The 14,865-nt window shown below is 32.7% G+C and carries 14 protein-coding genes; 4 read left to right on the plus strand and 10 right to left on the minus strand.

All coding sequences use genetic code 11. The features are described 5' to 3' along the window. Window position 1 precedes the first annotated feature (1 nt). Genes AC4HAO_RS07990 through AC4HAO_RS08000 form a run of 3 tightly spaced genes read left to right on the plus strand, consistent with a single transcriptional unit; the run spans window position 2 to window position 2,972 of the window. Complete coding sequence (locus AC4HAO_RS07990; RefSeq protein ID WP_491092681.1) at window positions 2-931, plus strand: ABC transporter substrate-binding protein; 930 nt, start codon at window positions 2-4, stop codon at window positions 929-931. A 14-nt stretch (window positions 932-945) separates the two neighbouring features. Beyond that, window positions 946-1,971 (plus strand): FecCD family ABC transporter permease, encoded by a 1,026-nt coding sequence (locus AC4HAO_RS07995; protein ID WP_447451684.1) that lies wholly within the window; start codon window positions 946-948, stop codon window positions 1,969-1,971. Then, a complete protein-coding gene (locus AC4HAO_RS08000) occupies window positions 1,968-2,972 on the plus strand; it encodes a FecCD family ABC transporter permease (protein ID WP_491135057.1) in 1,005 nt (334 codons plus the stop codon). Before AC4HAO_RS07995 ends, AC4HAO_RS08000 begins: the two co-directional genes overlap by 4 nt. A 96-nt stretch (window positions 2,973-3,068) precedes the next feature. On the opposite strand, the gene AC4HAO_RS08005 is transcribed toward AC4HAO_RS08000, so the two are convergent. Both AC4HAO_RS08005 and AC4HAO_RS08010 read right to left on the minus strand, forming a co-directional pair. Beyond that, window positions 3,069-3,728 carry a DUF1803 domain-containing protein gene (locus tag AC4HAO_RS08005; RefSeq protein WP_491135058.1) on the minus strand — a complete coding sequence of 220 codons (660 nt, stop codon included), beginning with the start codon at window positions 3,726-3,728 and terminating at the stop codon, window positions 3,069-3,071. 25 nt (window positions 3,729-3,753) lie between these two features. Then, entirely contained in the window at window positions 3,754-4,254 is a 501-nt protein-coding gene (locus tag AC4HAO_RS08010) for a YbhB/YbcL family Raf kinase inhibitor-like protein (RefSeq protein WP_447451687.1), read from the minus strand. A 610-nt stretch (window positions 4,255-4,864) separates the two neighbouring features. Between AC4HAO_RS08010 and AC4HAO_RS08015 the strand changes: the two genes are divergently transcribed. Next, entirely contained in the window at window positions 4,865-5,086 is a 222-nt protein-coding gene (locus tag AC4HAO_RS08015) for an IS3 family transposase (RefSeq protein ID WP_491135059.1), read from the plus strand. A 244-nt stretch (window positions 5,087-5,330) separates the two neighbouring features. Here AC4HAO_RS08015 and AC4HAO_RS08020 read toward each other — a convergent pair whose 3' ends face one another. From AC4HAO_RS08020 to AC4HAO_RS08055, 8 genes are read right to left on the minus strand one after another with little or no spacing between them, the layout of a single operon-like run. Beyond that, window positions 5,331-6,068 carry a DUF4336 domain-containing protein gene (locus tag AC4HAO_RS08020; RefSeq protein ID WP_491135060.1) on the minus strand — a complete coding sequence of 246 codons (738 nt, stop codon included), beginning with the start codon at window positions 6,066-6,068 and terminating at the stop codon, window positions 5,331-5,333. A 13-nt stretch (window positions 6,069-6,081) separates the two neighbouring features. Continuing rightward, on the minus strand, window positions 6,082-7,314 hold the full coding sequence (locus tag AC4HAO_RS08025) for a nucleotide disphospho-sugar-binding domain-containing protein (protein WP_491135061.1): 1,233 nt from the start codon (window positions 7,312-7,314) through the stop codon (window positions 6,082-6,084). Window positions 7,315-7,322: 8 nt separating this feature from the next. Continuing rightward, window positions 7,323-7,913, minus strand: coding sequence for a 4'-phosphopantetheinyl transferase family protein (locus AC4HAO_RS08030; protein ID WP_491135062.1), 591 nt, complete (start codon window positions 7,911-7,913; stop codon window positions 7,323-7,325). Beyond that, entirely contained in the window at window positions 7,910-9,124 is a 1,215-nt protein-coding gene (locus AC4HAO_RS08035) for a beta-ketoacyl-[acyl-carrier-protein] synthase family protein (RefSeq protein WP_491135063.1), read from the minus strand. Before AC4HAO_RS08035 ends, AC4HAO_RS08030 begins: the two co-directional genes overlap by 4 nt. Then, entirely contained in the window at window positions 9,121-11,232 is a 2,112-nt protein-coding gene (locus AC4HAO_RS08040) for an FtsX-like permease family protein (protein ID WP_491135064.1), read from the minus strand. The genes AC4HAO_RS08035 and AC4HAO_RS08040 overlap by 4 nt, the downstream gene beginning before the upstream one ends. After that, complete coding sequence (locus AC4HAO_RS08045) at window positions 11,219-11,908, minus strand: ABC transporter ATP-binding protein (RefSeq protein ID WP_491135065.1); 690 nt, start codon at window positions 11,906-11,908, stop codon at window positions 11,219-11,221. The genes AC4HAO_RS08040 and AC4HAO_RS08045 overlap by 14 nt, the downstream gene beginning before the upstream one ends. An 11-nt stretch (window positions 11,909-11,919) precedes the next feature. After that, on the minus strand, window positions 11,920-13,029 hold the full coding sequence (locus AC4HAO_RS08050; RefSeq protein WP_491135066.1) for a class I SAM-dependent methyltransferase: 1,110 nt from the start codon (window positions 13,027-13,029) through the stop codon (window positions 11,920-11,922). 19 nt (window positions 13,030-13,048) lie between these two features. Then, entirely contained in the window at window positions 13,049-14,488 is a 1,440-nt protein-coding gene (locus AC4HAO_RS08055; protein ID WP_491135067.1) for an aminotransferase class I/II-fold pyridoxal phosphate-dependent enzyme, read from the minus strand. Between the last annotated feature and the right edge of the window lie 377 nt (window positions 14,489-14,865).

Raw genomic sequence — 14,865 nt, forward strand, 5'->3', positions numbered from 1 at the left:
TATGAAGAAAATTTTAACGGCCTTTTTGGCCGTACTGGCCGTCTTTGTTCTTGCGGCTTGCGGAAACCAAGCAAAAAATAAGGACAAAGAGGTTTCCGACAAACCTAAAATTGAAGGCTTTACCTACTACGGCAAGGTGCCTAAAAACCCTAAAAAAGTTGTTAATTTTGCCTACTCTTATACGGGCTACCTCCTAGAACTAGGTGTTGATGTTTCCAGCTATTCTTTAGATAATGAAAAGGATAGCCCTGCTTTCGGTGATCAGCTTAAAGGTGCCAAAAAACTCACATCTGAGGATACCGAAGCTATTGCTGCTGAAAAACCTGATCTTATCATCGCTTTTTCAACCGATAAAAATATCAAACAGCTCAAAGAAATCGCACCTGTTTTAGTGATTGAGTACGGTAAGCGAGACTACTTACAGATGCTAACTGATTTAGGAAAGGTCTTCGATAAGGAGGATAAAGCCCAGGCTTGGCTCAAAAATTGGAAAACAAAAACAGGCAAGGCCAAAAAGGAGCTTAGCAGTATCCTTCCTAAAAACACCACCTTTACTGTCATGGATTTCTATGATAAAGACATCTATCTGTATGGCAAGAATTGGGGACGCGGTGGTGAACTGATTTATGATGCTTTGGGCTATGCCGCACCACAAAAGGTTCAAGACGATGTTTTTAAAACCGGTTACTTTGGTGTTTCTCAAGAAGTCATTGGGGACTATATCGGTGATTATGCGTTACTTAACGTCAGCAAGGCTACCAAAAACTCTGCTGCCTCCCTTAAAGAGAGCGATGTTTGGCAAAATGTCCCTGCTGTTCAAAATAAGCACGTTCTAGAAGTTGATGAAGCTCTCTTTTACTTCTCTGATCCAATGTCCTTAGACAAACAGTTACCTGCCTTCGTTGATGCTGTTAAGAAGGCTGAACAATAAGGGAAAGGGATTTAATGAACAAAGAAGAAACACTTCTTGGTCAGAAAAATAAGCCAAGCAAGACTTGGCTTATTTTTTTCATCATCTTAGCATTTTTTATCGTCGCCTGCTACATGGCTTTGCGTTTTGGGGCTGTTAACTACAGTCAACATCAGCTTTGGCAAGTCATTAAGCATCCTTTATATGACTCATCACTGCAGGATGTCATCATTGATTTGCGTCTGCCAAGATTACTAGCGGCTATGCTAGTCGGGGCAGCCATGGCCCAAGCTGGTGCCATTATGCAAGGCGTTACTCGCAATCCTATTGCCGATCCTGGGTTGCTAGGAATCAATGCTGGAGCTGGACTCGCCTTAATCATTGGATATGCTATTTGGGGCAGTTTACATTATACAGCTATTCTTTTCGTCTGTTTACTGGGATCTTTTGTGACAGCCTGTTTGATCTTTGGTCTGTCTTATCAGCCGCGAAAAGGATACCACCCTATTAGGCTTATTTTAGCTGGAGCTATGACCTCTACCCTTTGTGCATCTATAGGTCAAGCCATAACTCTCTATTTTCACTTAGAAACGAGTATTATCGGCTGGCAGGCTGGAGGCTTTTCTCAGATTAATTGGAAAATGCTGGTTATTATTACCCCCTTTATTGTAGCAGGCTTATTCCTTGCTCAATTGCTATCACATCAGCTGACAATTTTAAGTCTTGACGAAACCGTCTCAAAAGCCTTGGGACAGCGTACAACTGCTATTAGTTTTATACTTTTAGGTATTGTCTTACTCCTATCGGCTGGAGCCGTGGCTCTAGTTGGTTCTATAGCTTTCATCGGTCTAATCGTCCCACATTTCATCCGAATTTTCATCGTTAGAGACTACCGCTATCTGCTTCCACTGACAGCTTTTGCAGGGGCTACCTTTATGATTTGGGTCGATGTGGTCAGCCGAACACTCAATCCCCCAACAGAAGTTCCTATCAGCGCCCTTGTCTGCCTAGTTGGTCTTCCTTGTTTCCTATGGTTGGTTAGAAAAGGAGGACACTTATGAAGGAACCACTCTTTCCGGCTAAACATTTTACTTTACTTATCAGTCTGCTCTTATTAGTTATTATTTTATCGCTGTCTATCGGCTATGCTCAATCCTCACTGAAGGATATCTTTGACCTGCTTATCGGCCAAAGTGAACCGACAACTAGTTTCATCATCACCAGAATTCGGCTGCCGCGTATCTTAGCTTGCATGCTAGGTGGAGCATCTCTCGCTTTGGCAGGAACCCTCTTACAGACCTTGACTAAAAATTCCTTGGCCGATTCGGGAATCCTAGGAATTAATGCTGGAGCAGGGCTCCTTATGGCGATTGCAATCAGTGTTCTCAATGCTAGCAGTATTGAAACTACTAGCTTACTTCCTATTCTATCTATGTTTGGTGGAGCTGGAGCTATACTCCTCGTTTACCTGATGTCTTGGCAAAAGAATCATGATATCAGTCCTACCCGTCTCATTATTACAGGCGTTGGGGTTTCTAGCATGCTTTCAGGCATCATGATTGCAATTGTTAGCCAAAGCGATGATAATAAGATGGAGTATATTATTTCCTGGCTGAGCGGGAAAATTACAGGTAATGACTGGACAACTCTAGTATCCTTCGCTCCTGTTCTCTTTCTTATCTGGCTAGTAACATTTAGCCGCAGTAAATCTCTCAATATCATGAATCTTAATGAGCAGACAGCCCTTGCTTTGGGACTTCGCCTGCAGCGGGAACGTCTGTTTGTCTTGGTGTTAGCAACAGCTCTTGCTTCACTCAGCGTTGTTCTAGTTGGAAATATCACCTTTGTTGGTCTCGTCGCTGGTCACATTACCAAGCGTTGGTTAGGCAATCAACATCAGATCAGTCTCCCTGCCTCCATGCTTATTGGTATGATTCTTTTACTCATTGCAGATACTATTGGTCGTATTTTCCTAGTAGGTACAGGTATTCCAACGGGTATTATCGTTGCTATCATTGGAGCACCCTATTTTCTCTATCTTATGGTGACAGAGACAAAATAAACTTAACTTTGTGATGATATGACGGCGGCCTGTACTTTACCCGATGCAAAAGCAATAAAATTACTGCATGCAAAAAGAGCCTCGTCTTGGCTCTTTTTATACGTGAAAAATTAGTTTTTCATGATCAAATGTCATCGTTAGACTGTATGTCTGATCCTCTATTTCTGCTATGTAGCCTAAAATAACCAAACTTTGGACAAAAATATCCGGTCGCTTCTGTTTAACCCTATCCTTGCGACCAAATTTCAAAAGAAAAGTGGTCATATACTTGAGCGCATACTCAGGATTAACATCTCCCAGAATAGCATAAAGGACCTGCTGATCCTGAGATAGAGGGTAACCCGATTTAAGTTTGTAAAAATAATTGGATAAGGTAAGACGCGCTCTAGCAAAGTCTGTCTGTTCGATCAAGACAGCCTGATTAGTCTTATTAACAAGACGCGTACTAAATTCTAAGGTTAAGAGTTTTTGGTAGGCGGAGCTGAGACTGTCAATAAATAGGCTATCATCTAAGTGAATTTCCTGCAGCTGGTCTTCATTTTCCGTCAGTTGTATTTGCAGATAATAGCGGCGTTGATACCGTCTGATGTAACCAGCTTGTATATACTCTTCTAAACTGCGCTCTAACTGCTTAACTTGAGGAAAGTCCTGTTTGATCTGTCTCAAGCTCACGTCATTACGCTTATAGAGATAATTTATTAGATCTCGGAAAAAAGGCTGACCTGTCAGCCGATCTGGATTAAAAACAAGAATCATTAGCCCTCCTAGCTTTTTTCTGTTTTTAGCTCGCTGGAATTGGCGTCAGTGGCTTTTCACTACCAAAACTAGCGGTTAGCTGTCCTTTTTGTAAGATATGCCCCTGCATAGCCTTTAAAAGCTGGGGTTTCCACGTCCATCTGCCTAGCTCCATAGACTGGTCTAAGACATAGACCGTAAAGCGGTAGTCATGCGTTTGCCCCAAGGGTGGTCTAGGACCTGCATAACGGTATCCTCTATAAGCCAATCCTTGACGCGCCGAAGGTAAATTCTCTGCTTCAAACCCGCCCATCAAACCTGATGGAATACGACTAGAAGCTGGGATATTCCATATTAACCAGTGAGTAAATTCCTTCTTCAGAGGGTGGGTTAAATCTTCTAAGATAATAGCGAGTACTTGGGCCTGAGGCGATAGATTGTCGAGGTAGAAAGCAGGCGATTGATCTTTCCCACGTCCTGTATTATCAATAGGAAATTGCCCCCCTTCAAAAATTCCTGGGCAGGTAAACTTAAGCTTATCGACCATCGCTCTCACCTCCTATTATTATTTAGATCAAAAAATCTCTTGAAACTATATTTTCCAGAGCCAATCATTATGTCAGTTACCATTATAACAAATCATATCCATCTCGTTCAAACTCAACTGACAGATCTAGTCAGCTATAAATTCTGATTAAATTAAAATTGTGGCATAATGCCCTCAATTGCGGAGGGTAAATTTCATGGCCAATTTGCTTAATTATCTTGATGTTATTAAAAACCAAAGTTTAGATAATTATTCGCTAAATGAGATCGACTGCTTGGTTTTAACTGAATTAGGCTACCTGCCTTTCAATGGCCTCCTAATTAAAATCTTCGATCTCGGGAAGAGCCTGAGCTTAGCTCAACTAGGTAGGATTTATTTTCAGAAATATGGTGACAAGCCTTTTTCCAGCACAGCCTGTAAAAATCGGATCAAACTCCTGAAAAAATCATGACGGCTGATCGCTACCAAGAGATTGTTGCTTTTGTTTTTATTGATGACATTGACAAAGAAGAGGAAAAGCAATTTTCAGCGGTACTAGTCTCATAAAATGAGACACAAGAAAAACACTCCTGTTGAAATCTAGTAAACTAAAACTAGGAGTGTTTTTGTTATGGTCAAAAAAGCGTATTCGTTAGAAACTAAGTTAGCCTGTATCGAATGGTTCCATTCCGTTCTAAAGTCTGAAACCTTCTATCTCCCTAACTGGAGAAACTTAACCAAAGATAGTATGACAGATGTTGTCAAAAATTACATCACATTTTATAATGAAACTAGAATTCAGCAGAGATTAAATGACCAGTCTCCTGTAGACTACAGAAAACTGATCGCCTAAAAAGTGTTTTTCTGCTGTCCCATTATTGGGGGCAGTGCCCTTATAACCTAGATTTTTTAACTAGCACCACGGGTATTACTTATAATTATAATATAGAATAAAGCTCTAAGCTGTGAACAATAACTTTTAAACATATAAAAAGAGAAAAATCTGACATTTGGCCATTAGGCCTCTAACTTTCTATATTTTTTCACTCATTATTATTGTGTACAATCTCCATTATCTAACTTAATGTTAATTCACATTACTTTTCTATCCAAAAAAATGATTGTTTCAACTTTTCTTCAGCACCACCAATAATGCATGGGCCATGAGAAATAATAATATTCTTGGAATTCCATTGTTTTATTTTCATTAAACTCTGTTTTGCCTGTTTTTTATGGAATATAAAGCTTATTCTGAGATCTCTGGGAGTTCTACCATTAGGAAACTGATTATCACCTATTTTCAACATTATCTTTTCAAAAAAAGACAATTGTTCAATTTCTATATTTTCAATTAAATCAGTTAAAATTAATGTCGAACTTCCTTTGTGAAAAAAAACTGCTTCCTTTAAATAAAAACTCCCTTTAAAAGTTGTTGAAATAATTTCTTCGTTCCAATCAGCTTGACTCAATTCTTTACCATATTCCAAATTTAATCCCGATTTTTTAGCACGTTTTTTAACTCCATCAGCTAACCAGACAGTTGCATTTGGAAAATATCTATGCCACTCCTCAATAAAACTATAGTGCAATTTATTCGGTGCAACTATATGAGTTACTTTTCCCAGACTGGAAATATCAGATAACAGATTAGAATTGATTTGTATAGGTGAGTGTACCCAAATTTCACCGTTTTTTAAACGCACGACTGTCATTCTTGTTGAGAAAGGTATAGAGAAAAATTTAAAATCCATCACCACTTCTTCTCCATCAACAATCCAAATATCATTAGCGATTTTTTTTAAAGTATAAAGGGGACTATATTTTTTTACTCTCATTTACACTACCTTCCTAATATTTATCAAAATAATTATCAATCCAGTTTGCCACAATTTCTGAACCATTAAATAAAAAAATATCTTTAAGTTTATCAGCCCTCTCTTCATAAAAATCTTTTTGAATTTCATTTACTGACTTTTCAAATTTTTGTCTAGTTAACTCAGAAGGGGGCAACATAATGGCATTCCCATAATTTTCACAAAAATGTATATTAACTTCTTGTTCATACTGTAAAGGAATTCCGATGAATGGTTTCCCTGATGAGCAAGCAGTTTGAACACTTCCTTCTCCGCCATGTATTATAGAAAAGCTTATATACTCGTGCAACAAATGAACTGGAATATAACTAGTAAGTAGTATATTAGGATAATTTACAATATGTTCTTCGTCTAAATAATTTTGCACTGCTGCTAAAACCAAAAACTCACTCCCTTCAAAGTAACTTAATATTTTTGTAACTAATTTGCTATTTGAAGAACTCCCCATTGCAAGATAAATTAGCTTTTTATTATATTTTTGAGCCTCCCGAATGAAGTTTAACACTTCTTGATTCAATTTCCCTTCTTTCATAAATGCTATAGGACCGGCTTGAATATAATTATTAGGAAAGTTAATTGGATTAACAAAAATCGGATGAGTAGTTATAAAGTTCCAATCACCTTCTAATAAATCAATGGTGTATTGGGGAAGTTTTACTCCATATTCTTTAGATACCTTTCTAAATGGGTATGGAATCCATTTTGATGATAGTATAATTTTTTTTATCAATATCCAAACAAATTTGAAGTGTTGTAATTTATAAGGTCGGTAATTATTTTTTAAACTCAAATAAGCTTTCGTAGAAGAAAAAGGTTTAACATATAACAATGGAACTCCTTTCAATCTTGCAGATAAAAAAACAGTTAAATTAGTTCCGGTAACAACTAATTCAGGTTTTAGCTTCTCAAATATAGCCAACTCCTGTTCTACTCTACCTTTAACTCTTTTATAATTAAATGGATGCCTGAATGTTTTTCCCTGATCAAACTTAAAGAGTAATTTTTCATCTTTTTCCGTAAAGCTAGGTTCTAATAAAATATATCTAAAGCCATTTTCTATTATATAGTTGGCAAATGTCTCTGAAAAACCTATAAAAATGCATTCATATTTGCTTCCATAGATTAACATTAATTTTTTAGCCACTTCGACCATTCTAGTAGTCTCTCCTAAATTAAACACTGCAGGAGCAAAAATTATTGTTCTCATCTACTCTCCTATTTTATTACTAATTTAAATAAATCAATTTCACACATTGAACCTGTACAAATACTCACGAAGTAATCATCAAGCAATTTATGATAGAAATACTTCCCATCAATTATAGCACTATTCCACCCCTCATGAATGTCTTTAATTATATTATCCTGGTAGCATTGATTATAATCAAAAATACTGATGCCTAAATATTTACAAAGAGATTCTGAAATTGTCCATAATTTTAGAAACTCTGAAGCTGGATTAGGAGAGCTTAATATTCTCTCCTTAATTAATTTATTATAAAAATTTACTAAGTTAGAAATATTAATTGTTCGGTTTCGTTCAATATCAATTCCGATGTCATTTTTACAAAAAGCTATAACAAACGAAATATCAGAATAACTAATACTAAAGAAAAGAGAGTCATTACACACTCTCTTTTTACCGCAACTGTCAGTTAATATATCTGATTGACTTATTCCTAACTTCCTTAACTCTAGTAATAAGCATTGCTTAGCAATATTTTTGAGAAATCTTTTTCTGTCAGCTAATGAGTTATTTAATAAACTATCAACTTGTACAAAAATTATTTTAATTCTATCACTCATATTAATTTAGAAAATAATAATGAGGCATTAATTCCACCAAATGCAAATGAATTTGACATAACCACTCCTCCGTTATACTTAACTAAATTATCAAGCAATAAGTTAAGTTTTATGGATGAATCTATGTCCTCTCTTTTTACATTTATTTGTGGAATTAGAAATCCTTTATTTATCATGAGACAACAAATCAACGCTTCTAATGCGCCAGCAGCTCCTAACAAATGGCCATGAATAGATTTAGTAGAAGCGACATATGGAGGAACTTTTTCATCTCCAAAAACTTCTGTTATTGCTTGAGCCTCAACTTTATCGTTTGCTTCTGTACTGGTACCATGAGCATTTATATATTCAACTTCATTAGGTTTTATACCTGCATTTTTTAGAGTATTTCTTAAACAGCTTGTAATCCCCTCATAGTCTGGAGAGACTAAAGATTTAGCATCGCTAGAATAACCATATCCTACTAACTCACAATAAATATTTGCGCCTCTTGATATTGCATGGTCGTAATCTTCTAATATTAATATTGATGCTCCTTCACTTAAAACAAATCCTGTTCTTCTTTTAGAAAATGGTATCGTAGCCTCGTTTAATTTATCACTTTTTGATAAAGCCCCTAACTTATTAAAAGATTCGAAAACCTCGTCAAATATACAGCTTTCTACACCTCCCGCAATAACGATATCTAATTCTCCATTTTTTATTTTGTTAGAAGCTTCTCCGATTGAAATAGCTGAGGAAGCACAAGCACTATTGTAAGTAAATACTCCCCCCTTACAATCAAATTCCATACTAATATTAGTTCCAATTAAATTGTGTAACAATTTAGGCATACCTAAAACACTCATTGCACTCAGTCCATGTAACGCTGGTTCAACTAATTCTCTTCTTAAAGATTCAAAACCTCCCATGGCTGTTCCAATAGATACACCTGCTCTTGAAGAATCTTCAAGAGAAAGTTCTAAATTGGAGTCAGTTATAGCCTCCCTTGCTGCGAGAATTGCAAATTGACTTGCTTTATCCATGTATCTCTTTTCTTTCTTGGTTAAAGTACCTAAACAATCCTCAGCAACTTTTCCATAAAAATTAGTCGTTTGTAATTTAGATGATTCAATTGCAATATTCCTTTTATACAAATTATCCAATAACTCTACTTGAGAATTACCACAAGGAGAAATTACTCCTAATCCTGTTACTACAACTCTTTTCATTTAAACTTCTCCTTTTGTAATTTCGTATAGAAATATAATGTAAATAATAGATAAACTAATAGTATTATCCCTGTTGTAAATATAAAACTTTGAACACTGTTAGATACTACTACATAATTAGAAAACGTATACATAATATTATCTAAAAATTTTCTAACAACAATTATACTTAGTCCATAACTACTTGCTATCAGAATGATAGACATAGGGATATTTAAACTAAAATGAAATTTAAATATGTCTTTTTTAGAGAAACCTAACAAATAATATACTTTCATAGAATTATAATTATTTTCATATATAAACCTTATTAAAGAATACATTAAACTAATTTCAACAATAAAAGCAATAACTAATATCATAGATATTTGTTTTTGAATAATATTTAATATATTTTTTCCAGACTTTACTATTTCATTTCTAGTTGTTACTGATATAATATTTGGTGACGTTCTCAGTTTTCTTGCACTCAATACAATTAAATTAAAAGATTTAATTCCTTCAAATTTCTCAATTAGGTTTTTGTTGACGTAAACTTCACTATTCGTATTATTTTTGCTAATTCGATCAATCTTCAAGTAAATAACTCTATTTGACACTCTGTCACTAAGTTTAATTTTATCACCTATCTTATAATTGTATTTTTCTGAAAATGCTTTTGTAACAACTACTCCATCATTACGAATATCAAAATATTTAGAATTGGTGTTCAGTAGGTAAACTGTTTGTAATACCTCTTTACTATCTGCTAATCGATAGTACCTAGACATTTCAGTATTGGGATAATCTTCCTTATCAGATTCCACACTGTACATAAATTCAAATTTAGTTTCATTTCGTAAATTTTCTACATACTCTGAGACTGAGTTTTTCAATAAAACAGAAAAATTTATCAATATTGAAGTAATAAATATCATCATGACAAATAAAATTGTTTCCCAGTAATTCCTTATTAATTTCGCTAAGCGATATCTATAGCTATACGGAATAAAGGGTAATAAATTTGTGATACTTCTTTTGGTTAAACTTATTTTATGTTTTTGGATATAGAAGTTTATATAAGACAATACAAATAATAACAAATTATAAGTTATTAAACTACCAAATATTGCATAGCATAAGGCAGATTTATCAACAAATAATAGTGGATAATTATATATAGAGCTATTCATATACATAACTACCTTTATTACAGAGAATCCTAATAAAACTCCTATCAACCAAGCCAAATTTACAACTATCATTACATCTAGCATATAATGAGTCATTAACCAAAATTTTGAATTTCCTAAATTATAGAGAGCATTTATATTGTCTTTTTCTCGCCTTTTAATCTCTATGAAATATATAGAAATTAAAATAATAGTAATGATTAAAAATAATGAAATAATAACTAGAGATAATTTCTTAGGAGATTTTGCATCACCTATTACTTGTTTTACTTTTGAATCGTTTTTACTATCAATTATTGATAATATATTATATTTTTCCGTTAAAAATTTTATAGATTTATCACCAGTGTATGCATAATAATAATGACTATTGTTTTTAAAATATTTATCAAACGTGCGCTCAGATACGTATGCCACTCCAAAAGATTTTGAATTAGGTTGAAGAATTAAATCATTTTTTTTGCTCATAATATAATCTGGAGCAATTGCTACTCCAGATATATGGAAATCACTCCCCGACAATTCTATGGAGTCATTTATATCTAATTTATGTGCCTGCAAGTAATTATTGTCAACTAGTATGTCATCAATATTATTAATATCTTTTCCTTTAGTTACTTGATATAGGTTAATAGACTGTGACTTCTTAAATACTCTAATTGTCGTATTTCTTTTTGAAATTTCAGTATATTCAATCTTTTCAATATTTGAATCTTTTTTTGATAAGGGTTTGCTAGTTACAAAATGGCCTTTCTCTAAAATATTTGTCTTATTAAATTCTGTAATCGATGATAAAACACTACTTGTTCCTACATAATAACCAACAAATAATGTCGTTGTAATGAATACTAGTAAAAAAATTGATAATAATTTTACTATGTTTTTTCTTACTCGCCTCAATACTCTATTAAGAAATATATTTCTACCACTGAACATCTTCTACACCTTTTACATTGCCATTTTCCTGATAAGATAAAATTTCCCCATCATGTATAGTAATAACAAAATCTGATATTTCCTTTATCAAATTATTATGTGTTACCATAACAATGGTAGTACCATATTCTTCATTCACTTGTTTTAGAGCTTGTAACACATCTTTTGAAGAATTCGTATCAAGCGCTCCAGTTGGTTCATCACAAAAAATTATAGAACTCTTTTGATTTAATGCCCTTAAAATAGCAACCTTTTGTCTCTGTCCGCCAGAACATTCATTAGGAAATTTGTACAAAACATCTGATATTCCCCACTTTCGAACTAGTTCAATTATTTCTGAACTTTGTTCTTTTTCTAAAAATATATTTTCTATCATTTTCAAGTCATCAATTAAATTATAATCTTGAAAAACAAAGCTCATTTTTTTTCTTCTTAAATCAAGCAGTGATTTTTCCGAAATTGAATTTAATTCTTTGCCCCAACAATTAATTGTGCCTGAAGTTATTTGTTCTAATCCAGAAATACATTTCAAAAATGTCGATTTTCCTGATCCAGATGCTCCAACAATCGTAGTCCAACTTCCTTCATTTATTACACAAGTTATATTTTTTAATGCAACAAACTCATTAGCCTGGCCTGAATTATACACTTTTTTTATCTTCTCTATTTTAATCATAATTTCTCCAATTATTTTCTTGTTATACAAAAGTAAAAAGAATAAAAATTGTCATCTGCTGGGTATACTTCTTTGATTTCAAATCCAGTTTTATCTAATACTTCAGCAAATTTATTATATTCTGGTAAAGTATCGAATGATTTTATAGCTGCATTTAAAAGAAGTTCTGAATAAAGTACATTTTGACTGATAGAAAATTTGTACCTATCCAAAAATTTCCATCTCTGCTTATTTTTAGACACTTCAATCTGAATATTTTCGATATTTCCAAAATATTGACAAACAACTATCATCCCATTCTCTGATAAGTTGCTTGGTAAGCTCGAAAATAAGGAAATTTGTTCTTCAAAGGATAAATAGAATAACATATAACTCATATTGATAAAGTCAAACTTTTCATCAAATTTCAATTGTAAAATATTTTCAGAGTATATATGTATATAATTTTTATTTTGATATTTAACTTTCAAATAATCTGCAACATCTGACTGCATTTCAATTCCAGTGACTGATTTAATATCTCCTCGTTCTATAAAATAGTCAATAAAATTTCCATTCCCACAACCAATATCTAATATTGAGTGAGTTTTTACTCCGTCGACTACTTTTGCAAAATTTTTCTTATTAAATAATTCAAAGGCCTGTGAACCTAGATCAGAATAGAAATTTTCTGATAATTCAGGCTCTATCTGAGTTTCTAAATTTATATTTTCTAAAACTAATAAATATTCAATCAAAGAGAGGAGATATTTATTTAAATTTGTTTTGAATTTATTTTTTCGATAAATAAAATTATTAACAATATAGTTATAATCTTTTGCTAATCTTGTTTGCAATCTTTTATTTATAAGATACTCTTCTTTAATTCTTTTTTTATTGTTTACAACTTCTAACATTCCAAGTTGATCAAGTAATTCAAAATAACTGCTTATGATATTATTTTGCTCATTTACTTTCCTTACATTATTAACATAAATTTTTAAGCAAATAACCTTTATAAAATTTTCCATTCTAGAAAAAATACTTAATTCAAACAGAGTGCTATTCAAATTACCTAGTCTAGATAAAATTTTGATAATATTATTTATTTTATTAAATTGACTACTTCTATACTTACTCATCTTTCCTCATTACAATTTCTTAATCTTCTTGAATACTTTTAATAGCCTCAATAGTCTTATCCAAGTCCTCTTGAGTATGTAAACTTGAAATAAAAAACCTAATTCTAGCTTCTTCTTCATTAACTGCAGGATAAATAATTGGCATTGCATTAATTCCCATTTCAAATAACTTATTTGAGATCATCAGTGTTTTATCTGAATCTCCAATTATCCAAGGAATAATTGGAGTATCCCCACTTAATCCTGTATTAATTGCTAATTCTTCCATTTTAGATAAAAAATATTTAGAATTGCTTATCAAGGTACTGCTAATATCTTCTCTTTTCATTATTTCTATTGATTTTAAAGCAGCTGCAGCATTAGACGGAGTAATTCCACAACTAAAAATAAAGCCACCCATATTGTATCTTAAATAATTAATCAGATCATGATTACCTGCTATATAACCTCCACAACTACTTGCAGATTTACTCAATGTTCCCATCAGAATATCAATATTATTTGGATCTATATTAAAATAACTTGTGACACCTCTGCCATTTTTACCAATAGTTCCAAAAGAGTGCGCCTCATCGATCATTAACATCGCACCATACTTATCTTTTATTTTAATAAGTTCAGGTAAATCACAAATATCTCCATCCATCGAATAGACTCCCTCGACAACAATTAGAATCCTTCTAAATTTTGTGTGCAATCGAGAAAGTTGTCTATCTAGATTATTCATATTATTATGACTAAAAGATTTTCTTTGTGCGCCAGAAAAAATAGCCCCCTGAATAATGCTATTGTGCGCTAGTGAATCATGAATTATCAAATCTTGTGAATTTACTAGACTAGTTATCACACTAATGTTGGTACTATGTCCTCCAACTTGAACAAGAGCATCCTCTGTTCCTAGGAACGATGAAATCTCTTGTTCAAGTTTTTGGTGAATCTCAATCTCTCCACTAAGTAATCTACTACCAGATACTGAAGTTCCGTACTTTTTAATAGCCTTAATAGCATAATCAGAAACCTCTAAGCTACCGTTTAATCCTAAATAATTGTAAGTAGAGTAATTAATGTAATCTTTACCATCTATTGACATTGTATTTTTAGCCACACCCTGATTTTTCTTAAAATACGGTATTTGACTAGATTTTGATTTGAAGTACTTTTTAAACTCTTGGATCTCCTCTAACTGACTTGAAACAATTTTATTCTGAGATCCGACCTCACCCTTTGCTTTTGAACCTAATAATTCTATAAAGTTATCGACTGTTACATCTGTACGTAATTTATCTTTTGTAATATTTTGTACATTTAATTCTAATTTTGAATTTACAATAGTCTGGTAAAGATCCATCATCATAATTGAATCAAATCCTAAGTCTTCTTGTAAATAGTCATTATAATTAATTTCTTCTGTTTCAAATCCTGACACAGTAGCAATTAGTTCAATTATCTCGTTATTCATAAAACTTCTCCTAGTGATCAATAAATCTAATAAATATCTTAAATACTAGATATTTACTAAATTCTACCATTTATATATAATAGAACTCAAGAAAGTTTCAATATATTTATATAATTTAATGATTCTGGTTTTTTAATCTTTTGTAATAGGTATATCTATGAGATATTCTCTTAAATAGTTTGCATATTACAATCAAGATACATTTTGAATGCCCTTGAATCAAACATACCACTAGATCAATTATATATTACATACCTGTGGTGCTAGTTAAAAACAGTTAACAAAAAAGTTCATTTGGATTATACTGCAAATGAGAAAAAAACAGCAGAGGTAATCCAAATGAACCACCTACATTATACTGCTAAAGCCCATCATTT

Source organism: Streptococcus sp. ELY_137, assembly GCF_058314515.1.